Here is a 22,598-nt window from a genome sequence, read left to right on the forward strand (position 1 = left end):
AAATCCCCCAGTACGGCAAAAGCCAAAAAGGCCTGCAATGACGACGCAGACGGGAGGAAGACGTGGTGTTGCGCAAAATCCTCATATGCGAATGAAAAATATTCTCAGCTTTTTATTTGCGCTCGATCTGCAGGCGTCCGTCGGCCAGGGTTACGGTCTTGACCGGTAGCAGCGCCGGCAAGGCGTTGAGCAGGGCGTCGGGGTCGTTTACGTCGAAGTTGCCCGAGACCTTGTATTGGCCCAGGGCAGGGTCGGCCAACACGATCGCAGCTGGGCGGTAGAGCGAAATCTCATCGATCAGGCTGCTCAACTTGCGGTTGCGAAAGGTCACGTGGCCGTTGCGCCAGTCGGCAACGTCCTCATCGCTTACGGTCTGCACGCTGAGGCTGCCGCGGGCAGGATCGTAGATGGCGCGCTGGCGTGCGCCGAGCAGGGCCGGGTCGTGTGCCTCGCCCGGCGTGTCGAGGGCAACCTGGCCGTGGGCCACGCTCAGCACCAGCTCCCGCTGGCCGCGGCGCAGGTCGAAGGCGGTGCCGACCACGCGCACCACGGCGCTGCCGGCATCGACGAACAGCGGGCGCTCCTTGTCGGCGGCGACGTCGATGAACAGCTGTCCCTGATCCAGGTGAATCAGCCGGCGCTCGGCGTCGAACTCGATGCGCAGGCGCGTGTGGGCGTTGACGTTCATCTGACTGCCGTCGGGCAGCGTCAGGGTCTGGGGTTCGCTGTTGACCGCCACGGTCTGCCTGGAGTGACCAGGTACCCCACCCAGGTTGCCCACCAGCAAGGCACACAACAGTGCCGCGGCAGTCGCCAGTGCCGGGCGCCAGTGCCGGGCCTTGCGTGGCACGAGGGGCACGGGCGGGTTCATCTGCGTGAGTTCGGCGAGGTCATCCCATAGCTGTTCGAACTGGGTGTAGGCGCGAGCATGTTCGGGATGCTGCATCCACTGTGCAAACGCCTTGCGGGCCTCGCGCGAAGGGTTGTTGCGGTTATGGGAAAACCAGCTGGAAGCCTGGGCATCGACCGAAGGCTTTTCGGTGCCGAGAGTGGGGTTCATTCTGGCTGCTCCATGCCGTTTTCACTGTCCAGGCGTTGCTTGCACTGCAGCAGGGCTGCGGCAATGTGTTTTTCCACCATGCTCACCGAAATGCCCATGCGTTCACTGATCTGTGCCTGCGTCAAACCTTCGAAACGGTGCAGCATAAGGGCTTCGCGGCGGCGCGGCGAGAGCTCGGCGAGTACCTGTTTGAGCTGGTCCAGGCGTTGCTGGTGCTGGACGTGGTGAAGCGGATCGCTGCGGGTGTCGGCTGGCGCCTGCTCATCGGCCTCGGTACTTTCTTCAAGCACGGTGTGGCGTACCTTCTGCCGGCGCCAGTGATCGCTCAACAGGTTGCGCGCCACCTGAAACAGGAACGCCCGAGGCTGCTCCACGCGGGCGCGATCCCGATACCCCAACCATTGGGTGAACACGTCCTGGGTCATGTCGGCGGCATCGCTGGCATTGTCGGTGCGCTTGCGCAAAAAGTGCAGGATGTCGGCATAGAACCCACGACAAGTGTCATGGGCTATGGGGTCGGGTTTGGGGCGTTGCATGCAAACTTTCCAGGAACGCGCAGGGCGGAAAGTTGCGAATGGTATCGAGAATAATTGTCATTTGCTATGGGTAAATCGTATCGGCTCAACGTCGCTTGCGTGTTGTTACCGGAACGGGGACTTCCAGGTCTGTGGCGCCCAGTGGGTGGCTGGTGGCGTCGAAGAAATGCAGGGCCAGCCCAGGCGTGTCTGCAAAGCGTTGGGTGAAGTGCTGCTTCTGGCTGATGATCGAAGCCTCGCTCAAGGGCCGTATGGCAATCGCCAGGTGCGTCGGGCGTGCCTGCTTGATGGCTTGCAGCAGGTGGCGGTCGCTGTTGTCCAGGTGCTGGCCGAACAGGCATAGCCCGCCCTGATGCACCGCCAGTTCGCCCAGGCACCAGCTCAGGTAGTCGGAGCTGCGGATGGCCTTGAGTTTGTCGTCGCTGCTGCCTTCGTTGACGAACAACGGCACGTCACCCGGGGTGTTCACTGCAAAGCCATCGAGCAATTGACCATCGCTGGCGCTGCGTTGACGAGTGCTGCCGTCGGGTTGCTTGAGCAGGTGCAGGCCGCCGTGCAGGTACAGCAGGCGGGTGCCGGGGCGACGGGTCTGACGGATATCGAAGTGGCCCTCTTCATCGAACAACGGCTGGAAGCCTTCCGGCGCCTGGCTGGCTGCCCAGTGGCAGAGCAGGTCGTAGTTGCTCGAATAGACGCTCTGGTAGGTGCGCAGCTCGGCATTGAGGCGTTGCAGGGTGTTGATCGGCAGCAACCGCCAGGGAACATGCACGCTGCGCACGGCGTGGATCAGCGCTTCCTTGATGGTGTAGTAGCGATTCAGCGGCGCCGACGAGCTGACGGCCAGGGCGGCATTGATGCGCACTGTGGCGTTCAGGGCACTGAGCACCGGCTCGAACAGTTCGGTGCCCAGGGACTTGAACAGGGCCTGGTCGGTCAGGTTCAGAGGCTTGTGCCGCACCCGCTGGGCTTCTTCGAACAGCGAAAAATAGGTGAAGGGTCGCCACAGCGCACGACTGGCACCATTGCCCAGCAGCAGGCCGGTGCTGGGGTGTGCGCGGTTCAGGTCTGGCCAGAGGTGAAGGCTGGCGTCGAGGTCGGCGTGGGGCATGAGGTTCTCTGTTCGGCATGTGTTTCGATCGGCGCGACTTTAGCACGCAACACCCTTGTCATCAGGTTCGGCGACTATGCTGGGTTCGCGATCAATGAAGAGGAATGCTCATGAGGGGTAAGAGCGTGCGTCGCTGGTGCTGTCTGGCGGTGCTGCCGCTGGCCGGGCTGGTCGACGCGGGGCAGGGCAGTGAGCTGGCGGCCAGGCAGGGTATCCCGTATCCGGCGGTGATCGCTCATCGCGGCGCTTCGTTCGATGCTCCGGAATCCACCGCCCCAGCCTATGTGCTGGCCCGGGAGCTGGGCGCCGACTATCTGGAGCTGGACCTGCAGCGCACCCGGGACGGTGTGCTGGTGGCGGTACACGATGATGACCTGCAACGCACCAGCGATGTGGCCCAGCGCTTTCCCGAACGCCGGAACAGCCCGGTGAGCGCCTTCACCCTGGCTGAGCTCAAGTCGCTGGATGCCGGCAGCTGGTTCAACCAGGCCTACCCCGAACGCGCCCGTGAGCGTTTCAACGGCCAGCAGATACTCACCCTCGACGAGGTGATGGACATTGCCCAGGGCAATTCGCAGCGTCGTCCCGGGCTGTACATCGAGACCAAGGTGCCAAGCCTGTTCCCCGGTATCGAGGCGGACCTGAAGGCGACGTTGCAGGCCCGTGGCTGGCTGGACAAACCCGGCCGGGTGGTACTGCAGAGTTTTGACCGCAACAGCCTGGCGCTGCTGCACCAGCACATGCCGCAGGTACCCAAGGTGCTGCTGTTGTGGGTCGGCAAGGGTGGCATGGCGTCGGCCTCGGGGCAGACCTTTGTCGAGTCGGGCGAGACCGACAAGGCCGCGTTCTATGCCCGCCAGCAACCCAGCAGCAAGGCCGAGTTCGAGCGCTGGCTCGATTACGCCAAAGCGGCGGGCGCTATCGGCACCGGACCGTCTGCGGCACGCACGGCGGGCGGCGCGCAGAGTTATGCCGACCTGGTGCAGCCGTGGATGAACCGCATGACTCACGACAAGGGCTTGCTGGTGCATGTGTACACCGTCGATGAGACGGTGGATTTCGACAAGGTGCTGGCGGCGGGGGTCGATGGCATCTTCACCAACCGCAGCGGTCAATTGCTGCGCTATTTCTCTCGCTCATTGCCTCTTGGCGAGGCGCAGATTCTCGACGCCAACGGCTATTGATGATCTGGTCTGGCGCCTGCGCCTACCGTAGACTCCGCGCTTTGGCAATCGCTCAGGATTCACTTGCCCATGACCTTTTCGCTGCTGCTTGCCGTGCTGGCCTCCGGATTTATCTATGGCATCACCCCGGGCCCGGGTGTGCTCGCAGTATTGGGCATTGGCGCCTCCCGCGGGCGCAAGGCCGGGGCCGGGTTTCTCTGCGGGCACCTGCTGGGTGATGTGCTCTGGTGCAGCACGGCGCTGGTGGCGATCGTCGGTGCCCGGCAGATTGGCAGCTCGGTGTTCGACATCCTCGGATTGGTCAGTGGTCTCTACCTGTTCTGGCTGGGCTTTCGTGCCCTGCGCAGCCGCCCGGGCAACGGCAATGGCGAGCAAGGGCCGGTGCGCAAGCCGTTCTGGCATGGCATCGTCTTCGGCCTGACCAACCCCAAGGCCTATCCGGTGGCAGTGGCGACCTTCACAGCGCTGATCTCCAGCCGCGCCGAAACCCTGGAGTGGTCGATGCTGCCGGCGCTGATTGCCTTGAGTTTTCTGGGCGGCCTGCTGGCATATGTGATCCTCATCGCCATTGTTGGCGCCCGTCATGTGCGCACCCTCTACACCCGCTATGAACTGTGGATCACCCGTGCTTGCGGGGTGATGTTCATCGGCTTTGCCATCAACGCCCTGATGCATGCATTGCCAGGGCTGATGCCGCGTTCCTGAGGGGATCGCATCGCGGGGCAAGCCTGCTCCTACCAGTAGGAGCGGGCTTGCCCCGCGATCATTCCTTGCGCATCCGGTTGCGCCACACCCGATACGCCCGTATCCCCGAGCGCACCGAGCCGAACAGCATGCCGTCTTCCATCTCGCGGGCAATTCCTGAGCGCACCAACATGCGCAGGAAGCGCCCCTGGGCCCGGGCGATACCGAAGTGAATGCCACGTGCGTGGAGGGTGTCGCGCACCTCCCGCAATGCCGATATGCCACTCACATCAATGGAGCTGACCGCCTCGGCGTCGAACAGCACCGCCCGCGGTTCGTCTTCACGCTGCACTGCTTCCAGAAGGCGCATTTTGAAGTAGTCGGCATTGAAGAACAGGATCGCATCGTCAAAGCGATACACCACCAGCCCTTGCACCGTGCGCGCATCCTTGTGCCGACGAATGTCGACCTGGCCTTCGATACCCGGCACCCAGCCCAGTACTGCATCGGTAGGCTGGTAGATGCTGTAGAGCAGGCGCAGGATGGCCAATGTCACGGCGATGATGATGCCTGGCAGCACGCCGACACCCAGCACGCCGATGGTGGTCAGTACACACAGCCAGAACTCGAAGCGGCTGAGCTTGTAGATCCGCCCCAGGGATTTCACATCGATCAGGCCCCAGCCGGCCATCAGCAGCACCGCCCCCAAGGCCGCCTGCGGAATCCAGGCCATGGGTGCGGTGAAGAACAGCAGGATCACGGCAATCACCAGGGCGGCGATAATCCCCACCAGTTGGCTTTTACCGCCGACCATGTCGTTGACGGCGGTGCGCGAATCGGCACCGCTGATGGCAAACCCCTGGGAAACCCCGGCGGCGATGTTGGTCACCCCAAGGGCCAGGAATTCATGGTTGGCGTTGATCGCATAGCCGTGGCGGGCGGCGAAACTGCGCGCGGTGAGCATGGCGCTGCAAAAACTCACCGTGGCGATACCCAGGGCGTCACGCAGCAGGCTTTTCATTTCCGCGAGGTTGGTTTGTGGCCAGGCCAGTTGCGGGATACCGGCCGGCACCGGGCCAAGCACCGCCACCCCATAGCGATCCAGACCGAACAACCCGACGACCAGGGTCGCCAACACTACGGTCACCAATGCTGAGGGCAGGCGCGGGTAGCGTCGGGGGAGCCAGATCAGCAAGGCCAGCCCGGCAAGGCCGATGCTCAGGGTCATCCACTTGATTTCGCCGAGGCGTTGCAGCAGGTTGATCAGGCTCAGGATGAAACCATCGCCCTCGATGCGAAATCCCAGCACTTTGCCCAATTGCCCGGCCAGCAGGCTCAAGCCGATACCGTTCAAGTAGCCGATCAGGATGGGCCGAGAGAAGAAGCTCGCGATAAAACCAGCGCGTGCCACCCCCGCACCGATCAACATCAACCCCACCAGCACCGTGATAATCACCGACAGTTGCGCCAGCCGCTGTGGATCGCCCATGGCCAGTGGCGCAATGGCACCGGCAACCATGGCGCAGGTGGCCGCATCAGGGCCGACCATCAGCTGCCGTGAACTGCCGATCAGGGCATAGACCATCATTGGCAGGATGCAGGCGTACAGGCCGTATTGCGGCGGCAGTCCGACGATCTGCGCATAAGCGATGGCAATTGGAATCTGGATTGCCGCCACCGACAGACCGGCCTGCAGGTCGGCATGAAACCACTCGCGGCGGTAATGGAGCAGATTGGAAAGGCCCGGAAGCCAGCGGGAGAGAAACATGAACGGGTCCTTTCGAGTGTTTCGCGACGTGGCGGGAAAGCGCGGTATCGGACATTAAAGCGCACCTTGGTCCGACGTAGCAGCGCGCCAGATCAAAAGACAGCGTTGTTCAGCCCGAGACGGGTATGTCGGGACAGGAGGGTAATCAACAGAGTGGGGAGGGGATTGGCCTTGGGCCGGAGACAGGTGGCTCGCCAGAGAGGTAAGCCTGCGTTTCAGGTGTGCTGAAACCGTGTGGAAACTGGAGCGGGTGAAGGGAATCGAACCCTCGTTATCAGCTTGGGAAGCTGGAGTAATGCCATTATACGACACCCGCTTTCAGGCCAGACGTTGTACCAGAAGCGCACTGCGATTTGAAGCCTTGCCTGGAAATAAAGGCGGTGATCGGTGGCGGGTAGCGCAAGGTCTTGCATCTTCCTTCTGCCCCAACGGGCCGCTGATGCAGGAGGCTGCGCTACCGCCGTCCAGGGGTTTCAGATCGCCAGTGCATGGTGCTCCTGGCCGTACTGGTAATGGACACGAGGTTCACGCACGGCTGCCGGCTTGAGGAAACCCAGCAAGGCATCGCGAGTCTGATTGCAGGCTGCTTTGTGTTCCATGTCCAGGAAGTGGCCGGCAGCACGGATTTCGCTGAAGTGGCTGTTGCGCACGTGCTGGCTGAACTGCCGGGCGTCATCGATGGTGGTGTATTCGTCCCACTCACCGTTCATGAACAGTACCGGGATGTCGATCACACGGGCCGAGCGCAGTGCGTTGTTCAGGTCGTGGTCGAGCACCTGGTTGATGTGAAAGTGCATCTGCGCGTACTCGTGGTTATCCAGGCTGCTCACGTGCCGGTAGTTGAAGCGCTTGAATAGCGACGGCAGGTGTTTGCCGATGGTGTCGTTGACCAGGTTGCCGACGTTGTAGCGGTCGCAGGCGCTGAGGTACTGGCAGCCCTTTTCCAGGTAGTCGCGCATCGGTTCGTTGATCACCGGCGAGAACGAGCTGACCACGGCCTTCTGAATGCGCCGCGGCTTGTGCGCCAGGGCCAGCAAGGTGCAGGCGCCGCCCCAGGAGAACGACATGACGTGGTCGGCGGCGAAGTGATCGATAAGCTCCAGCAGGATCTGCCCTTCCGTTTCCTTGGTCAGCAGCCGCTCGTGGCGGTTGTGCGCCTTGGACTTGCCGGCGTAGGGCTGATCGTAGAGCACGACGTTGAATTGTGGATGCAGGCTGCGCACCGTCTGGGCGAAGGAGGCCGTGGTGGCCAATGATCCATTGATCAGGATGATCGTCTTCTCGGCGGCATCTGCGCGATAGAACTCCGTGTAAACCCGATACTGACCTTGTATATCAAGCACAGCAATTTCTGGCCTCATGTCGTCGACTCCTGGCGCAAAAAGGGTGTTCGCACATGCAAGGATGCGCGTTCTTTATGACAGGTAGGCATACGCCTTGAAGAGAAACCGAGGGCCCTTGTCGATCCGCTAATGCCTGGTCGACGGGTATTGTTCTAGGTGGGCAATCTGCCGGACTCCAGTGCATCGAGGCATCGGTAGCCAGCAAAAAGGTGTCTTGGACTACGGGCGTGACTGGTAAGTCACATGCAGACCGACGATTGGATTCAAGCAGGCAGCGAACCAACCCGCAAGTGCCTTTGGGGCAATTGACGGAATTTTTCCGCCAAGCGGTCGCCGGCTCAGATCGCCTGGATTTCTTCGGGATAGAGCGCTCGGTACTCGCCCGGGCGCAAGCCTGGATCGAGGGTGAGCGGGCCCATGCGCTCGCGGTGCAGGCGCAGCACCTTGTTGTCGAAGTGGCCGAACATGCGCTTGACCTGGTGATAGCGGCCTTCAACGATGCTCAGGCGGGCACTGCGCGGACCAATGAGGGTCAGTTCGGCGGGCAGGGTGGTGAGGTCTTCAAAGGCGAAGTACAAGCCCTGGGCAAAGGTGTCGATGTAACGGGGTTCGATCACTTGCTCGGTCTCTACGTAGTAGACCTTGGGCAGTTTGGTTTTCGGTTGGGTCAGTCGCCGCGACCATTGGCCATCGTTGGTCAGCAGCATCAGGCCCGTAGTGTTGTAGTCCAGGCGCCCGGCTATGTGCAGCTCGTGCTTGTTCGCTTCGTCGATCAGGTCCAGCACGGTGGGGGGTTCCGGGTCCTGAGTGGCGCTGACGCAACCCTGGGGCTTGTGCAGCATCAGGTAACGGGCCGGGCGCCCGGCCTGCAACAATTGGTCGTCTACTTCGATGCGGCTGAAGTCGCGTACTTCCAGGCGCGGGTCGCTCACGCAATAGCCGTCCACACGCACGCGCCGCTCCACCAGTAACAGGCGTACTTGTTGGCGGTTGAAGCAGGGCAGGTTGCTGAGGAAACGATCGAGACGCATACAAGGCCGGGGGCTGGGCGTGGCAGTTTAACGGTCGCTGGCTGCTTTTGCTGCGTCCAGTTGTTCCAGTACCTGGGCGCAGGCGGGGCACAGGCAGGCCTTGTTGCGTAGCTCGGCGGGCAAGGCTTCAAGCACCTTGGGGTCGATGCTGACGCTGTAGCACCAGCAGGCCTTGGCGGCAGTACGCGGGTCGGCGAGGCTGCAGCGATTGCTGGCGCCGCAGGCAGGGCAGCGTTGGGGATCACTCATTGTCGGACCTGGGCATCTCTGTGCAGACGCGATTGCGTCCGCTTTGTTTGGCACGGTACAGCGCATGGTCGGCGCGGGCGATCAGGCTGTCCAGGGTATCTTCGCGCTGCAGGGTGCTCAAGCCGATGCTGGTGGTCAGTCTGATCGGTTTGCCGGCGAAGTTGAAGGCCAGCTCCTCGGTACGCTGACGGATCTTTTCGGCGATTTCCCGGGCGCGCGCGCCGTCGGTGTCCTTGAGCAGGACGATGAACTCTTCGCCGCCCCAGCGGCAGATGATGTCTGCCTGGCGCAGGCAGTTCTCCAGCACCTGGGCAAATTGGCGCAGTACTTCATCGCCGGCCAGGTGACCGTGGGTGTCGTTGAGTGCCTTGAAGTGATCCAGGTCGATCAACAGCGCCACCAATGGATTGGGCTCACGCCGGGACTCCTGCAGGGCCTGCGCTGCCAGCAGGTCGAAGCCTCGACGGTTGGGCAGGCCGGTCAGGCTGTCGAGCGTCGCCAGGGCTTCGATGCTTTCTTGATGGCGTTTGACCATGGCATTGAGCAGCGACAGCACCACCAGGCCAATGATGGTGCAGATCGCCAGGTTCAGGTAGAGCGACTGACGCACGTTGTCCAGTGCGCCATCTTCGCGTTTGTCGACGAACAGGTACCAGTTCAGTTCAGGCACCAGGCGGATGTTGAGAAAGTGGCTGCGACCTGCGTCATTGCGGTACTCATGGCTGCCGCTGACCGGCACTGGCATTTGCTTCAGCAGATCGCGCAACCCGCCCAGTTCGCGCAGTGACTGGCCGGTCCGCGCGCCATGGGGGCCGCCATTGGAACCGGTGAGTACCACACGCCCTTGGGGATCGACGAAGAATACCTGGCGCTGGTAGCGCTGCTGGTAGTCGTCGATCAGGCGCACCACCGCTTCGACCGTGAGCCCGATACCGGTGACACCGATGAAGTTGCCGTCGTAGTCGAACATGCGGTAGTTGATGAACACCGTGAGCCGGTCCTGGTTGGCCATGTCCAGGTCGACGTTGATTTCGTAGGGATCGTCCATTTTCAGAACACGGCCGTACCAGGCGTCACGGGGTTCGTTCGGGTCGATCTTTTTGAGTACGCCTTTTTGCGCCTGGTAGTAGTTACCCGTGCGGCTGGAGACAAAAAAGGCGGTGTAGGCCCGGTATTGGCCCATGATCTCGTTCAGGTAGCGGGACAGTTGCTGCGGATCGTGTTCACCTTCAAGGGCCCAGTCACGCAGGAAGGTATCGTGGGCCATCATCGAGGAAATCAGGATCGGCCGAACCAGGTCCTTCTGGATCTCGGAGTACACGGTATCGGAGGTCAGCGGCAGTTCGGTGTTGACGATGCTGTCGCGAATAGCGCTGCGTGAGGCGAAATAACTGATCAGGGAGGTGGCCAGAAAGCCGCAGCCAAGCAACAGCAGCAAGGTCAGTATCAGCGAGCGCTGCGAAAACAGGGCGGAGCGAGACGGCATGACATTCCCTTGATCTAGGCCAGTGGCGTTCATTCTAGTGGTGTGGCCGGAAAATAACTGGACAAAGTTTGAGGTTATCGGCGTTGTTTCAAATTATTGCAGGGCGGGCACCGGATCAGCTTTGCACGGTCTTAATCTGTGTCGATGAACGCTTGCCGATCGACGCCGACCAGCGCCGCTGGGATGGGCAGTTCAGCGGTCCGGGAGGCCGCCATGTATCGCCGACTTTTGCTGATTGCAGTGCTGAGTTCGCTGACCGCCGCGTGTGTCCCTTATGGAGGAAATGGTTACTACCACCGCACCGAGATCTACACCGCCGACCGTTATGGTTATCCGGGTTACTCCCGGCCAGCCTATCCCTACAACCGCGGCTATTATGTCGTGCCGCAGCAGCGCTATTACTCGGCTCCGCCGCAGTACTACCGCCCACCTCCCCACTATTACCGCTCCACGCCGCACTATTACCGTTCGGCGCCAGAGCATTACTACAAGTCCTATCCGGGCCGTGGGTATGACCGTTACCGGCAAGCCCCCTCACGCCATGATCGCAACCGCGACGGTCGCTATGACCGCAAGTGGCATCGCTAGGTAGTTCAGATCAGGTCTGCCAGTGGATGGCGGCCTTCCCATACTTTGGCAAAGTGCGCGGCGATGACCGGTGCTGGCACCTTGGCAATGTCCGGCCAGTGCCAGCGCGGCTTCTGGTCCTTGTCGATCAGGCGCGCCCGCACACCTTCGCTGAACTCCGGATGCCGGCAGCAGTTCAAGCTCATGGCGTATTCCATCTGGAATACCTGGGCCAGTGACAGGTGCCGTGCGCGCTGAATCTGCTCCCAGACCAGGTGCGCCGTCAGAGGGCAGCCTTCCTGCAAAGTTTGCGCGGCCTTGGCCAACAGTGGGTCGCTGCTGTTGCGCAGTTGCACGATCGCCCGCCAGGCACAGACCGGATCGGCGACATCGAGCAACGCATCGATTTTTTCCCGACGGGGCAGCCACTGGGCTTCGGGCATGTCGGTCCGGGCGCGCTGTTGCTGGGCTTTGAGCAGGCTGTTCAGTTGCAGTGCGGTCTGTTCCTGCCAGTTCAACTGCAGCAGGTCGTCGATCAGTTCTTCCTGCTGGTTTTCCCCCAACAGGCGATCGGCCAGGTCCAGGTCCAGCGCATCGCGGGCATTGAGGGGGGCGCCGGTCAAGCCCAGGAACAGGCCGAGCTTGCCGGGCATGCGGGCCAGAAACCAACTGGCGCCGACATCCGGGTACAGGCCGATGCTGATCTCCGGCATGGCCAGGCGGCTGCTGGGGGTGACGATGCGCACACGGGCGCCCTGGAGCAATCCCATGCCGCCGCCGAGCACATGACCATGCCCCCAGCACAACAAGGGTTTCGGGTACGTATGCAGACGGTAGTCCAGGCGATACTCAGCGGCAAAAAAACGCGCGGCCAGCGGTGGAACCTCGCCGGGATGATCACGACATGCCTGTACCAGGCTGCGCACATCGCCACCGGCACAAAAGGCCCTGGGCCCGGCGCCGCGCAGGAGTACGCAGACAATGTCCGGATTGTCGGCCCACTCGGCCAATTGCTGGTCGATCACCTCGATCATCGGCAGCGACAGGGCATTGAGGGCTTTCTCGCTGTTGAGGGTGACGATGCCGAGACGGGCACCATCGACGCCGGTCTGTTCTTCGCACTGTACAAGCATGGGCGGCCTCACTCATCTGATCCGCACAAGTATGGTCGCTGCTGGTGATTGTGCCGGTCGCCGGTCGGAACGATTGACAAGCACCGGCAGCTTTCCTAGTGTCGCGCCATTGTTTACGGATGGCCCCATGACTGACGACGATCGCATCAAACTCGAACCCAGCTGGAAAGAAGCGCTGCGCGCCGAGTTCGACCAGCCCTACATGCAGCAACTGCGCGAGTTTCTACGCCAGGAGTATGCGGCCGGCAAAGAGATCTACCCCCCTGGCCCGATGATTTTCAACGCACTCAACTCCACGCCGCTGGACCAGGTGAAGGTGGTCATCCTCGGTCAGGATCCTTATCACGGCCCAGGCCAGGCGCACGGTCTGTGCTTCTCGGTACAGCCAGGTATTCCGACACCGCCGTCGCTGGTCAACATCTACAAAGAGCTGCAGCGCGACCTGAATATCGAGATTCCCAAGCACGGGTACCTGCAAAGTTGGGCGGAGCAGGGCGTGTTGCTGCTCAACACCACCATGACGGTGGAGCGAGCCAATGCTGCCTCGCATGCCAAGAAAGGTTGGGAGTTCTTTACCGATCGGGTCATCGAGGTCGTCAGCGAGCACCAGCCCAATACGGTGTTCCTGCTTTGGGGTGCCCATGCCCAGAGCAAGGCCAAGCTCATTGATGCCACCAAACACCTGGTGCTCAAGTCGGTACACCCGTCACCGTTGTCGGCCTATCGCGGCTTCTTGGGATGCGGGCACTTCAGCCGTACCAACAAGTTTCTCGAGCAGCACGGTTTGGCAGCGGTGGAATGGGCGTTGCCGCCGTTGTGAGGGTTGCGGGATAGACCAAAGGAAGCCGAGGCTTCCTTTTTTTGTGTCAGTCCGGCAGGGTGCTGCGCTCGGCATGCCAGTGGCGGAACAAGGGTTCGGCCAAGAACAGCACAAACAGCAAGCGCATCACCTGCAGCGCAGTTACCAAGGGAACGGACAGTTGCAGGGTTTCGGCCGTCAGGCTCATTTCCGCAATACCGCCGGGCATCATGCCCAGGGTCAACGAACGCAGGTCCAACTGGGTCAGGTTGCTCAGGATCCAGGCAGCAGCGGCGGCGATCAGCATGCTCAGGGCCGTGGCCACCAGGGTCCGGCCCAGGAACGACGGTGCCCGCCGAAAGAACGCACGATTGAAGTGACACCCCAGGCCGCTACCGATCAACCACTGGCCGATCTGGCTGGCGCCATCGGGCAGGGCAATCTGCAAGTCGGCGCCGACACTGCTCACCGCGGCCACCAGCAGCGGGCCGAACAACCAGGGGTTGGGTTGTTTCATGCGTTGCCAGACCATTGCCAGCAAGATGCCCAACGGGCAAATCACTGCCAGCCAGCCCCAATTGACACTGCCGGCATGGGTGATCGCCACGCCATCGCCGAGCAAGTACTTGAACACCGCCGGCACGCACAGCACCACCGCCAGCACTCGCAGGCTCTGGGCCGCAGCGACCCGACTGAGCACCGCACCGTTGCGCGCGCCGAGGTTGACCATCTCCCCGGAACCACCCGGCATGCTGGCAAAGAACGCGGTGGCGCGGTCTTCACCGGTACGGCGCAACAGCCAGATACCGACCAGGCTGGAGACACTGGTAATCAGCGCTCCGCAGAAGATCAGGCCAAAGTTGCTGGCCACCTGTTCGATCACCGCCGGGGTGAAGTGCAGGCCGATGCCGATACCAATGATCCACTGGCCACATTTTCGCCCACCAGGAATCTCGGTCAATTGCCAGGGCGTCAGGCAGCGCACGAGGATGATCGCCAGCAACGAGCCGACCATCCACGGCAGCGGCCAGCCGATGAGGCTGGCGAGATATCCGCCAGCCAGGCCGACCAGGCCAGTGGCCCAATACAGCTTCAATGGCCCATCAGACATCGGCCAGGGCACGACGCTGGAGGCTGCGTTTACGCCAGATGCGCACGAACGGCAGGATCACCATGAGGCCAGTCAGCGCCCAGACCGTCATGCTGATTGGGCTGGACCAGAGAATCTCCAGGCCACCATTGGAAATCGACAACGCCCGGCGCAGGTTCTGTTCCATCAGGCCGCCGAGGATGAAGCCGAGCAGCAGCGGCGACAGCGGGAAGTCCAGCTTGCGCAGGATGTAGCCGAAGATGCCGATGGCGATCATCAGGAACAGGTCGAAGGTAGTGGCATGCACCGCGTACACACCGATCGCGGTGATGATGGCGATCACCGGCACCAGGGTCCAGTTGGGCACCGAGAGAATCCGGGTGAAGATACGCACCATCGGAATGTTCAGGATCAGCAGCATCACGTTGGCGATGAACAGCGAGGCGATCAGGCCCCAGACGATGTCGGGTTGCTGTTGGAACAACAGTGGGCCGGGGGTGATGTTGTAGAGGGTCAGGGCGCCGATCATCACTGCAGTGGTACCTGAGCCTGGAACTCCGAGGGTCAGCATCGGCACCAGGGCGCCGCAGCAGGAAGCGCCAATGGCCGTCTCCGGTGCGGCCAGGCCACGCTTGTCACCCTGGCCAAACTTGCCGCTGGCACCTGCCAGTTTCTTTTCGGTCATGTAAGCCACGGCACTGGCCAGGGTCGCACCGGCGCCAGGCAACACGCCCATGATGAAGCCCAGGACGCCGCAGCGAATGTTCACCAGGAACACCGAGGCCGCCTCCTTGAGGTTGAACATCATGCGCCCGGTGGCTTTTACCGCTTGGTGGCCGTGGTGGGTCTTTTCCAGCAGCAGCAGGATTTCACTGATGGAGAACAGGCCCAGTACCAGCACGACGAACTGGATGCCGTCGGCCAGGTGGACGCTGTCACCGGTAAAGCGATACACACCACTGTTGGCGTCGATGCCCACACCCGACAGGAACAGGCCGATCAATGCGGCGATAAAGGTCTTGAGCGGTTTGTCCCCGGCCATGCCGGCCAGGCAGATAATGGCGAAGACCATCAGCACGAAGTATTCAGCGGGCCCGAAGGCAATCGCCCACTTGGCCAGCAACGGGGCAAACAGCACCATGCCGCAGGTGGCGATGAACGCGCCGATGAACGAACTCCATGCCGACAGCGACAGGGCCACGCCCGCCAGGCCTTTGCGGGCCATGGGGTAACCATCGAGGGTGGTCATTACCGTGGAGGCTTCGCCGGGGATGTTGAGCAGAATCGAGCTGATCCGTCCGCCGTATTCACAGCCCAGGTACACCGCCGCCAGCAGGATCAGCGCGGACTCCGGCGGCAGCCCCAGGGCAAAAGCGATGGGGATCAACAAGGCGACGCCGTTGATCGGGCCCAGGCCCGGCAGCAGGCCGACCACGGTTCCGATCAGGGTGCCGCACAAGGCCGTGACCAGGTTGTAGGGGCTCAGCGCAACGCCGAAACCCTGGCCGAGATATCCAAGGGTATCCATGTCAGTTCTCCAGAACGTCAAGCAGGCCAAGGGGCAGTGGAACTTCCATCACGCGGTCGAACAGCCAGTACAGGGCGAGGCTCATCAGGCTGATGATGACCGCACTGGGCAGCCAGCGACCGCCGTACAAGCGGGCCATCGGCACACCGATCAGGATGCTGCTGACAATGAAGCCCAGCGACTCGAACGTGGAGGCGAACACCAGCAGCAGCAAGACACACAAGCCGACCTTGCACAGGGTTTCGCGGTCAAGCTCCGGGTCGTCGTCCTTGCGCACGATGGCGGTAGGGCGAATGGCCAGGTACAGCAGACCGACGCCCATCAGGCCGAGCATCAACAGGGGGAAGGCGCGAGGGCCGACCGGTTCGTAGGAAAACGCGGCCTGGTAGGGCCACGCCATGACTGCCAGCGCCACACAGGCGGCCAGCAGCGTCAAAGCGAAGACGCGTTGCAGGATCATTGGGGGAATCCTCTATTCGCAGGGCAACCCCGCTCCTACTGTAGGAGCGAGCTTGCCCCGTGATGCTCTTTAGGAGGGTTGCAAGCTTACTGAATCAGCCCGAATTCCTTGGCCAGGGCCTTATAGTCGGCCACCTGTTTCTTCACATAGGTGTCCAGCTCGGCGCCGGTCATGGCGAAGGGGAACAGTTCGCGCTGGTCGCGCAGCTGGGCGAAATCGTCGGAAGCCAGCAGCTTGTCGAATGAGGCTTTCCACCAGTCGTACTCTTCGTCGGTGACCTTCGGCCCCATGTAGAAGCCGCGCACTACCGGCCAGACGATGTCGTAGCCCTGTTCCTTGGCGGTCGGAATGTCTTTCATTTCCGGTTCGTCGAGGCGGTTTTCGGCAAACACCGCGAGCAGGCGCATGTCGCCACTCTGGATGTGTGGCATGGAGTCGGAAATATCGGTACTGCCCACCTGGATGTGCCCACCGAGCAACGCGGTGGCGATTTCGCCGCCGCCTTCGAGGGCGACATAGCGCAGGTCGCGCGGGTTGATGCCGGCGGCCTTGGCGATCAGTGCCGTCTGCATCCAGTCCTGGCTGCCGACCGTACCGCCGGAGCCGATCACCACTTTGCTCGGGTCTTTTTTCAGCGCGGCGACCAGATCATCGAGGGTTTTGTATGGTGAGTCGCTTTTCACTGCAATAGCGCCGTAGCTGGTGCCGACGGCGGCCAGCCAACGCACGGCGTTCTCATCGAAACGACCGAATTTGCCCTGGGCCAGGTTCAGCAGCGAACCGCTCGACCAGGCCACCAGGGTGCCGGCATCGGCCGGACGTTGGGCCACTACGGCGTTGTAGGCTACTGCACCGACACCGCCGGGCATGTAGGTCACGCGCATGGGTTTGCTGAGGATCTTCTCGTTGACCAGGGCGCTTTGCACCAGTTTGCAGGTCAGGTCGAAGCCGCCGCCAGGCGAGGCGGGGGCAATGCATTCAGGGCGCTTGGGTTCGGCCGCCAGGGCGTGGCCGGTCACCATCAGGCAGGCAGTGGCAAGGGCAATACGGCGTAGTGAAAAGGTCATCGTCTATCTCCGTTGGCATTATTGTTATCGGGGACTACCACAGCGCAAGGCTGTAACTCACCAGCAGTCGCACTTCGTCGGCATCGCGGGCGAAGTTGGAACGGAAGGTGGCGTTGCGCAGGCGCACGGCGACGTTTTTCAGGGCGCCACTTTGCACCACATACTTGAACTCGGTGTTGCGTTCCCACTCTTTGCCCTCGCCACCATCGGCCAGGCTGACATTATCGCCATTGATGTAACGGGTCATGAAGGTCAGGCCGGGAATGCCCAGTTTGGCGAAGTCATAGTCGTAGCGAGCTTGCCAGGAGCGTTCGTCGGCGCCGGCGAAGTCGTTGATCTGGACGAAGTTGACCAGGTACGGATCGGCACCGTCGACGTAGGGGAAGGCCGTGTCGCCGGAGAGGTGTTGGTATCCGGCACTGAATTTGTGGCCGATGACGCTGTAGCTGAGCATGCCGTTGAGCGCAGTGTTGTCGATGTTGCCGCCACGGGCCTGGCCCTGGTCATCGCTGAAGGCCATGCGCAAATCGGCGCCGAAGGTGCCGGGCCCCCACGGCTGGCTGGCGATCATGCCGACGAAGTGCTGGCGGTAGACATCATCGAGCTGGGCCCAGTGGTAGCTGCCGGTGATCTTGTCGGTGAACTTGTAGTCCAGGCCGGCCATGTCGAAATGGTTGCCGGCAACAGTGCCTAGAAATCGACCGTTCTTGTTGTTCAGGGCAATGTCCTGGTTGTCGGTGCTGTCGCGGTCCTTGGCTTTTTCCAGGCGTCCGCCGGTGAAGGTCAAGTTCTTGATTTCGCCGGAAGTCAGCAAGCCGCCCTCGAAGGTCTGCGGCAGGATGCGGCCGTCGTTGGGTTGCAGGGTGGGCAGTTCCGGCATCAGGGTGCCGACTTTCAATTCGGTTTCCGAGATCTTCACTTTGCCGGTCAGGCCGAGCTTGGAGTACTCGTCGGCGGCGCGCCCGTCATCGTGGGTCGGAAGCAGGCCGCTGCCGGTGCGGTCGGGGCTGGAGTCGAGCTTGATTCCGAGCATCCCCAGGGCGTCGAGGCCAAAGCCTACGGTGCCGTCGGTGTAGCCTGACTCGAAATTGAGCATGAAGCCCTGGGCCCACTCGTCACGCTTGGATTGCTGGGCACTGGTGCCGTCGCGAAAGTCGCGGTTGAAGTACATGTTGCGGGTTTCGAAGGTGGCCTTGCTGTCTTCGAAGAAGGCGGCCTGGCTGAGCGGGGCGACGCCGGCAAGGGCGAGGGCGCTGGCAACTGCGGTCTGGCGGGAAGGCAAGCGACGGATAGGCGAATACGCCTGAGGCTGCGTGGACAGCATGGTCGAGTAACTCCGTTATTGTTCTTATTAGTTCGAGCCTGAAGGCTCGGTTGTACGGCAAGCAGAGTGAGCCGTGAGAGGATGCTAGGGGCTGAACCTTTCGCTAACCTTTCAGCAGCTTTTCATCGTTGCGAAGGCTTCACAGGTGGGCTGTCGGCTGTACACTCCGCGCCATTGACCGTGACGCAACCGGGGAGAAATCGATGCGTGTGCTGCTCGTCGAAGACCATCTGCAGTTGGCAGAAAGCGTGGCCCAGGCCCTCAAGAGCACCGGCTTGACCGTTGATGTGCTGCACGATGGCGTGGCCGCCGACCTGGCCCTGGCCAGTGAGGAATACGCGGTGGCCGTGCTCGATGTGGGGCTGCCGCGCATGGACGGCTTCGAAGTGCTGGCGCGCTTGCGCGCCCGCGGCAAGACCCTGCCGGTGCTGATGCTGACAGCGCGCAGCGACGTAAAGGACCGGGTCCACGGCCTGAACCTGGGCGCCGATGACTACCTGGCCAAGCCATTCGAACTGACCGAGCTCGAGGCACGGGTCAAGGCCTTGCTGCGCCGCAGCGTGCTCGGTGGTGAGCGCCAGCAACGCTGTGGTCCGCTGGTGTACGACCTGGATACCCGGCGCTTCACCCTGGGCGATGAGCTACTGACCCTGACCTCCCGCGAGCAGGCCGTGCTGGAGGCCATGATCGCCCGCCCGGGGCGAGTGATGAGCAAAGAGCAACTGGCGGCTCAGGTCTTCGGCCTGGATGAAGAAGCCAGCGCCGATGCCATCGAGATCTACGTCCATCGTTTGCGCAAGAAGCTCGATGGGCATGCCGTGGCCATTGTCACCTTCAGGGGGCTCGGTTACCTGCTCGAGCACCGCGATGCTTGATAGCGGCAGCCTGCGCGGGCGGCTGGTCTGGAACCTGGCGATTCTGCTGGTGGTGCTGATGCTGGCCAGCGGCCTGAGTGCCTACTGGAACGGCCGGGAGGCTGCCGACACCGCCTACGACCGTACCTTGCTGGCGTCGGCCCGCACCATCGCTGCGGGCTTGTCCCAGCGTGATGGCACGCTCAGCGCCGATGTGCCCTACGTCGCACTGGACACCTTCGCCTATGACAGTGCCGGGCGTATCTACTACCAGGTCAACGATATTCACCAGCGTCTGATCTCAGGCTACGAGAACTTGCCGCCGCCGCCGCCGGGCACTCCGCGCACCGACGACTACCCGGCCTTGGCGCGCTTCTACGACGCCCGCTACCTGGGCCAGGATGTGCGGGTGGTGAGCCTGCTCAAACCCGTCAGCGAACCGAACATGAACGGCATGGCCGAGATCCGTGTGGCCGAGACTGAAGAAGCGCGCGTGCGCATGGCGCGCGGACTGATGGCCGACACCCTGTTGCGCCTGGGGATGCTGGCGCTGGGTGCATTGATGATGGTGTGGTTCGCGGTCAGCGCCGCGCTACGTCCGCTCGAGCGCTTGCGCCGCGCCGTGGAAGAACGTCAGCCCGACGATCTGCGGGCATTGCCATTGGTCGAAGTTCAGCGTGAGTTGAGTCCGCTGGTGCGGGCCTTGAACCATTTCACCGAACGCCTGCGCGGGCAGTTCGAGCGCCAGGCCCAGTTCATTGCCGAAGCCGCTCACGAGTTGCGTACTCCACTGGCGGCCCTCAAGGCCCGCGTTGAACTGGGGCTACGCTCCAGCGAGCCGCAGGTCTGGCGTGACACCCTGGAGTCTGCCGCCCAGGGCACTGATCGCCTGACCCACCTGGCCAATCAGTTGCTGTCGCTTGCACGGGTGGAGAATGGTGCGCGGGCCATTGCCGAGGGGGGCGCGCAAGTGCTTGACCTGAGCCAGCTGGCCCGCGAGCTGGGCATGGCCATGGCGCCGCTGGCCCATGCCCGGGGCGTTGCCTTGGCGCTGGAAGCCGAGGAGTCCGTGCATGTGCGCGGAGAACCTACCTTGCTCAACGAATTGCTCAGCAACCTGGTGGACAACGCCCTGGCACATACCCCCAAGGACGGCAATGTGATCTTGCGCGTGAGCGCACCGGGCATTCTGGAAGTCGAGGACGACGGCCCTGGCATTCCCGAAAGCGAACGCGAGCGGGTGTTCGAGCGTTTCTATCGGCGTAGTGCCCAAGGCACGGGCCTGGGCCTGGCCATTGTCGGCGAGATCTGCCGCGCGCACCTGGCTCAGATCAGCCTGCATGACGGCGAGCGGGGCGGCTTGAAGGTACGGGTCAGTTTTACCGTTGACTAACGGAACATGCTGCGGGCATTGAGCAAATCGTTGGCGACCAGCTCAGTGCCGGTGGGCAGGCCCAGGTGCCGGTAGGCCGGCAAGGCGGCCAGGGGGCGGGTTTTGCTGGTTCCCAGGCTCAGGGCCCGAGCGATCTGGACGATGTCCACGTAGTCGACCCGGTCGCTGCAGCGGTCCAGGTCCTGGACGCGCCCGGGCAACTTGACCAGTTGCTCGGGAAACTCCCAGGTGCCGAGAATCTTGTCGCCCAAGGCTGGATGGATCTGGTCGATCACGTAGTTCAGGCACACGGGGTCGGACAACAGTTCGTTGTGCTCTTCGGCGTAAATCAGAATCGGCAATACACCAATCTGGTGAACCAGGCCGGCCAGGGCGCCTTGATCCGGCTTGAGCTGGGTGTGTCGCAGGCAAAGTTCGTAACTGATGCCCGCCACCTCCAGGCTGGTGGCCCAGACTTCACGCATTTTTCGCTCCACTACCTCGGACCGGGCATGGAAGATCTGCTCGATGACTAGACCGATAGCCAGGTTGCAGCTGTAGTTGATGCCCAGGCGGGTGATGGCCGTCTGCAGGTCGGTCACTTCAACGGTGGCGCGCAGCAGCGGACTGTTCACTACTTTGATCAGGCGCGCCGACAACGCGGCGTCGCGGCCAATGACTTTGCTCAGGGTGCTGACGCTGATCTCGGTGTCTTCTGCGGCCTCGCGGATACTCAAGGCTACCTCCGGCAAGGTCGGCAGCACCAGGTCATCGTTGTCGATGGCGGCCAGCAACTGGGCCTGGACCATCTCGGCCAGCTTGTTCATGGTGATTCTCTAACGCAATTCAAGAAATGCCCCGGTAGGCAAGTGCCGGGGCAGGGGTGACTCAGCGCTGGATCTCGCGGTCACGATCCAGCGCGTAGGGGAGCGACAGCAGCGTCAGGTCGGGACCGTCGGCGCTGCCCAGGTGCAGGTTGTTGTCTTCGACTGCGTCGGCAGTCAGTACCGCCAGCAGCTCGCAGCCTTCAGCGGCGCGGGCAGCCAGCACCACCTCACCGACCGAAGAGTTGTGAGTAGGCGAGAAAATCTCGGTGCCAGGCTCTGGCAGTTGGTCGCTGGCCAGGGCCACACGGTACTGGCGACGCTTGAGCTTGCCCAGGTACTGCATGCGCGCGACGATTTCCTGGCCGGTGTAGCAGCCTTTCTTGAAGCTGACGCCACCGACAGCCTGCAGGTTGATCATCTGCGGGATGAACTGTTCGCGGGTCTGGGCCATGACCTGGCCGATGCCGGCGCGAATCTGTCCGAGCAGCCAATCGTTGAGCGTGCCTTCTGGAAGGTGCGCGGCCAGTTGTGCCTGCACCGCCGCTGCCTGCTGGGCAGGGACCCAGAGCTCGATGCGCCCGGTGGACACGACAACGGCAATCAAGCCGTCGTGGCGCGTTATTCCGTCGACCTGCGCCGGCACCCCCAGTCCCAGCGCCTGCAGGGCGGCGTCACCGTCGTTCAGGCCGAAGCGTACCCAGGCATCGCTGTCGTCGGTCAGTTTGGCCTTGGAAAATACCGCGTACTTTTTCAGGTCGGCCAATTGTGGCTCGAGCAGCTCGCGGGTCATGGCCAGTACAAAGCCATCGGCCTCGGACAGGATGCGAAAGCTCGACTGCATGCGGCCCTTGACCATGCAGCGTGCGCCCAGGCTGCTGGTGCTGTCATTGAGGTAATTGAGGTTGCAGGTCAGTTGGCCTTGCAGGAATTTGCCGGCGTCCGAGCCGCGGACGGCGAGGACGCCTTCGTGGGAAAGGGTGCAGAAAAAAGCAGAATCGGCCATGGGTCATCGCAGGGTAGTAAGACTGGGTCCCATGATAGAGCGCTGTCGGCAAAATAGGTAGTTGAGTGCTGCCCTCTGTCATTATTTGCTCACAGGTCCGGACCAACGTCTCGTGTCCCTCGGGC

Annotated in this window: 22 protein-coding genes and 1 tRNA gene; 6 read left to right on the forward strand and 17 right to left on the reverse strand. The window is 62.3% G+C overall.

The features are described from left to right. Positions 1-112: 112 nt before the first annotated feature. The 3 genes from H621_RS0110735 to H621_RS0110745 form a co-directional block, all read right to left on the reverse strand. Positions 113-1,060: a FecR family protein gene (locus H621_RS0110735; RefSeq protein ID WP_028943401.1), complete on the reverse strand. Its 948-nt coding sequence runs from the start codon at positions 1,058-1,060 to the stop codon at positions 113-115. Then, complete coding sequence (locus tag H621_RS0110740) at positions 1,057-1,596, reverse strand: RNA polymerase sigma factor (RefSeq protein WP_028943402.1); 540 nt, start codon at positions 1,594-1,596, stop codon at positions 1,057-1,059. Before H621_RS0110740 ends, H621_RS0110735 begins: the two co-directional genes overlap by 4 nt. 85 nt (positions 1,597-1,681) lie before the next feature. After that, positions 1,682-2,704, reverse strand: coding sequence for a DUF4917 family protein (locus H621_RS0110745; RefSeq protein ID WP_028943403.1), 1,023 nt, complete (start codon positions 2,702-2,704; stop codon positions 1,682-1,684). Positions 2,705-2,814: 110 nt separating this feature from the next. Between H621_RS0110745 and H621_RS0110750 the strand changes: the two genes are divergently transcribed. Continuing rightward, entirely contained in the window at positions 2,815-3,888 is a 1,074-nt protein-coding gene (locus H621_RS0110750) for a glycerophosphodiester phosphodiesterase (protein WP_028943404.1), read from the forward strand. A gap of 69 nt (positions 3,889-3,957) precedes the next feature. Beyond that, a complete protein-coding gene (locus tag H621_RS0110755; RefSeq protein ID WP_028943405.1) occupies positions 3,958-4,593 on the forward strand; it encodes a LysE family translocator in 636 nt (211 codons plus the stop codon). 58 nt (positions 4,594-4,651) lie between these two features. On the opposite strand, the gene H621_RS0110760 is transcribed toward H621_RS0110755, so the two are convergent. From H621_RS0110760 to H621_RS0110785, 6 genes are all read right to left on the reverse strand, one after another. Next, entirely contained in the window at positions 4,652-6,340 is a 1,689-nt protein-coding gene (locus H621_RS0110760; RefSeq protein WP_028943406.1) for a SulP family inorganic anion transporter, read from the reverse strand. Between the two features lie 242 nt (positions 6,341-6,582). Then, positions 6,583-6,656 (reverse strand) — tRNA-Gly (locus H621_RS0110765). A gap of 157 nt (positions 6,657-6,813) precedes the next feature. Further along, positions 6,814-7,701 carry an alpha/beta fold hydrolase gene (locus H621_RS0110770; protein ID WP_028943407.1) on the reverse strand — a complete coding sequence of 296 codons (888 nt, stop codon included), beginning with the start codon at positions 7,699-7,701 and terminating at the stop codon, positions 6,814-6,816. Between the two features lie 320 nt (positions 7,702-8,021). After that, on the reverse strand, positions 8,022-8,714 hold the full coding sequence (locus tag H621_RS0110775) for a pseudouridine synthase (RefSeq protein ID WP_028943408.1): 693 nt from the start codon (positions 8,712-8,714) through the stop codon (positions 8,022-8,024). 27 nt (positions 8,715-8,741) lie between these two features. Further along, the gene (locus H621_RS0110780) at positions 8,742-8,963 is read right to left on the reverse strand and encodes a cysteine-rich CWC family protein (RefSeq protein ID WP_028943409.1); all 222 of its coding nucleotides are present in this window, start codon (positions 8,961-8,963) and stop codon (positions 8,742-8,744) included. Further along, a complete protein-coding gene (locus H621_RS0110785; RefSeq protein WP_028943410.1) occupies positions 8,956-10,449 on the reverse strand; it encodes a sensor domain-containing diguanylate cyclase in 1,494 nt (497 codons plus the stop codon). Before H621_RS0110785 ends, H621_RS0110780 begins: the two co-directional genes overlap by 8 nt. Positions 10,450-10,662: 213 nt before the next feature. On the opposite strand from H621_RS0110785, the gene H621_RS27030 reads away from it, so the two are divergent. Beyond that, entirely contained in the window at positions 10,663-11,037 is a 375-nt protein-coding gene (locus H621_RS27030) for a hypothetical protein (protein WP_084167952.1), read from the forward strand. A 5-nt stretch (positions 11,038-11,042) separates the two neighbouring features. On the opposite strand, the gene H621_RS0110795 is transcribed toward H621_RS27030, so the two are convergent. After that, entirely contained in the window at positions 11,043-12,149 is a 1,107-nt protein-coding gene (locus tag H621_RS0110795) for an enoyl-CoA hydratase/isomerase family protein (protein WP_028943411.1), read from the reverse strand. A 127-nt stretch (positions 12,150-12,276) separates the two neighbouring features. Here H621_RS0110795 and ung point away from each other — a divergent pair, with 127 nt between their 5' ends. Beyond that, positions 12,277-12,969: a uracil-DNA glycosylase gene (gene ung, locus H621_RS0110800; protein WP_028943412.1), complete on the forward strand. Its 693-nt coding sequence runs from the start codon at positions 12,277-12,279 to the stop codon at positions 12,967-12,969. Positions 12,970-13,015: 46 nt separating this feature from the next. On the opposite strand, the gene H621_RS0110805 is transcribed toward ung, so the two are convergent. The 5 genes from H621_RS0110805 to H621_RS0110825 all read right to left on the reverse strand — a co-directional run bounded on the left by H621_RS0110805 (position 13,016) and on the right by H621_RS0110825 (position 18,417). Next, positions 13,016-14,059, reverse strand: a complete 1,044-nt coding sequence (locus H621_RS0110805; RefSeq protein WP_028943413.1) for an AbrB family transcriptional regulator — start codon at positions 14,057-14,059, stop codon at positions 13,016-13,018. After that, positions 14,052-15,566, reverse strand: coding sequence for a tripartite tricarboxylate transporter permease (locus tag H621_RS0110810; RefSeq protein ID WP_028943414.1), 1,515 nt, complete (start codon positions 15,564-15,566; stop codon positions 14,052-14,054). Before H621_RS0110810 ends, H621_RS0110805 begins: the two co-directional genes overlap by 8 nt. A 1-nt stretch (position 15,567) precedes the next feature. Then, positions 15,568-16,026: a tripartite tricarboxylate transporter TctB family protein gene (locus H621_RS0110815; RefSeq protein ID WP_028943415.1), complete on the reverse strand. Its 459-nt coding sequence runs from the start codon at positions 16,024-16,026 to the stop codon at positions 15,568-15,570. 86 nt (positions 16,027-16,112) lie between these two features. Then, on the reverse strand, positions 16,113-17,093 hold the full coding sequence (locus H621_RS0110820; protein WP_028943416.1) for a Bug family tripartite tricarboxylate transporter substrate binding protein: 981 nt from the start codon (positions 17,091-17,093) through the stop codon (positions 16,113-16,115). Positions 17,094-17,127: 34 nt separating this feature from the next. Further along, positions 17,128-18,417, reverse strand: a complete 1,290-nt coding sequence (locus H621_RS0110825; protein ID WP_028943417.1) for an OprD family porin — start codon at positions 18,415-18,417, stop codon at positions 17,128-17,130. Positions 18,418-18,620: 203 nt separating this feature from the next. Between H621_RS0110825 and H621_RS0110830 the strand changes: the two genes are divergently transcribed. Both H621_RS0110830 and H621_RS0110835 read left to right on the forward strand, forming a co-directional pair. Then, on the forward strand, positions 18,621-19,292 hold the full coding sequence (locus H621_RS0110830) for a response regulator (RefSeq protein WP_028943418.1): 672 nt from the start codon (positions 18,621-18,623) through the stop codon (positions 19,290-19,292). Then, on the forward strand, positions 19,285-20,664 hold the full coding sequence (locus tag H621_RS0110835) for a sensor histidine kinase (protein WP_028943419.1): 1,380 nt from the start codon (positions 19,285-19,287) through the stop codon (positions 20,662-20,664). Before H621_RS0110830 ends, H621_RS0110835 begins: the two co-directional genes overlap by 8 nt. Here H621_RS0110835 and H621_RS0110840 read toward each other — a convergent pair. Both H621_RS0110840 and ygfZ read right to left on the reverse strand, forming a co-directional pair. Further along, positions 20,661-21,470 carry an HDOD domain-containing protein gene (locus tag H621_RS0110840; protein ID WP_028943420.1) on the reverse strand — a complete coding sequence of 270 codons (810 nt, stop codon included), beginning with the start codon at positions 21,468-21,470 and terminating at the stop codon, positions 20,661-20,663. The two genes, H621_RS0110835 and H621_RS0110840, sit on opposite strands and share 4 nt — an antisense overlap. Before the next feature lie 61 nt (positions 21,471-21,531). Further along, positions 21,532-22,473: a CAF17-like 4Fe-4S cluster assembly/insertion protein YgfZ gene (gene ygfZ, locus H621_RS0110845; protein ID WP_028943421.1), complete on the reverse strand. Its 942-nt coding sequence runs from the start codon at positions 22,471-22,473 to the stop codon at positions 21,532-21,534. Between the last annotated feature and the right edge of the window lie 125 nt (positions 22,474-22,598).

The organism is Pseudomonas vranovensis DSM 16006 (assembly GCF_000425805.1).
GTDB lineage: Bacteria > Pseudomonadota > Gammaproteobacteria > Pseudomonadales > Pseudomonadaceae > Aquipseudomonas > Aquipseudomonas vranovensis.

Bases quoted from the DNA above. Each gene is read 5' to 3' on its own strand.
- H621_RS0110750 (WP_028943404.1), top strand. From the start codon at position 2,815: ATGAGGGGTAAGAGCGTGCGTCGCTGGTGCTGTCTGGCGGTGCTGCCG.
- H621_RS0110825 (WP_028943417.1), bottom strand. From the start codon at position 18,417: ATGCTGTCCACGCAGCCTCAGGCGTATTCGCCTATCCGTCGCTTGCCT.
- H621_RS0110740 (WP_028943402.1), bottom strand. From the start codon at position 1,596: ATGCAACGCCCCAAACCCGACCCCATAGCCCATGACACTTGTCGTGGG.
- H621_RS0110775 (WP_028943408.1), bottom strand. From the start codon at position 8,714: ATGCGTCTCGATCGTTTCCTCAGCAACCTGCCCTGCTTCAACCGCCAA.
- H621_RS0110835 (WP_028943419.1), top strand. From the start codon at position 19,285: ATGCTTGATAGCGGCAGCCTGCGCGGGCGGCTGGTCTGGAACCTGGCG.
- ygfZ (WP_028943421.1), bottom strand. From the start codon at position 22,473: ATGGCCGATTCTGCTTTTTTCTGCACCCTTTCCCACGAAGGCGTCCTC.
- H621_RS0110780 (WP_028943409.1), bottom strand. From the start codon at position 8,963: ATGAGTGATCCCCAACGCTGCCCTGCCTGCGGCGCCAGCAATCGCTGC.
- H621_RS0110770 (WP_028943407.1), bottom strand. From the start codon at position 7,701: ATGAGGCCAGAAATTGCTGTGCTTGATATACAAGGTCAGTATCGGGTT.
- H621_RS0110755 (WP_028943405.1), top strand. From the start codon at position 3,958: ATGACCTTTTCGCTGCTGCTTGCCGTGCTGGCCTCCGGATTTATCTAT.
- H621_RS27030 (WP_084167952.1), top strand. From the start codon at position 10,663: ATGTATCGCCGACTTTTGCTGATTGCAGTGCTGAGTTCGCTGACCGCC.
- H621_RS0110795 (WP_028943411.1), bottom strand. From the start codon at position 12,149: ATGCTTGTACAGTGCGAAGAACAGACCGGCGTCGATGGTGCCCGTCTC.
- H621_RS0110830 (WP_028943418.1), top strand. From the start codon at position 18,621: ATGCGTGTGCTGCTCGTCGAAGACCATCTGCAGTTGGCAGAAAGCGTG.
- H621_RS0110760 (WP_028943406.1), bottom strand. From the start codon at position 6,340: ATGTTTCTCTCCCGCTGGCTTCCGGGCCTTTCCAATCTGCTCCATTAC.
- H621_RS0110815 (WP_028943415.1), bottom strand. From the start codon at position 16,026: ATGATCCTGCAACGCGTCTTCGCTTTGACGCTGCTGGCCGCCTGTGTG.
- H621_RS0110805 (WP_028943413.1), bottom strand. From the start codon at position 14,059: ATGTCTGATGGGCCATTGAAGCTGTATTGGGCCACTGGCCTGGTCGGC.
- H621_RS0110735 (WP_028943401.1), bottom strand. From the start codon at position 1,060: ATGAACCCCACTCTCGGCACCGAAAAGCCTTCGGTCGATGCCCAGGCT.
- H621_RS0110820 (WP_028943416.1), bottom strand. From the start codon at position 17,093: ATGACCTTTTCACTACGCCGTATTGCCCTTGCCACTGCCTGCCTGATG.
- H621_RS0110745 (WP_028943403.1), bottom strand. From the start codon at position 2,704: ATGCCCCACGCCGACCTCGACGCCAGCCTTCACCTCTGGCCAGACCTG.
- H621_RS0110785 (WP_028943410.1), bottom strand. From the start codon at position 10,449: ATGCCGTCTCGCTCCGCCCTGTTTTCGCAGCGCTCGCTGATACTGACC.
- H621_RS0110840 (WP_028943420.1), bottom strand. From the start codon at position 21,470: ATGAACAAGCTGGCCGAGATGGTCCAGGCCCAGTTGCTGGCCGCCATC.
- ung (WP_028943412.1), top strand. From the start codon at position 12,277: ATGACTGACGACGATCGCATCAAACTCGAACCCAGCTGGAAAGAAGCG.
- H621_RS0110810 (WP_028943414.1), bottom strand. From the start codon at position 15,566: ATGGATACCCTTGGATATCTCGGCCAGGGTTTCGGCGTTGCGCTGAGC.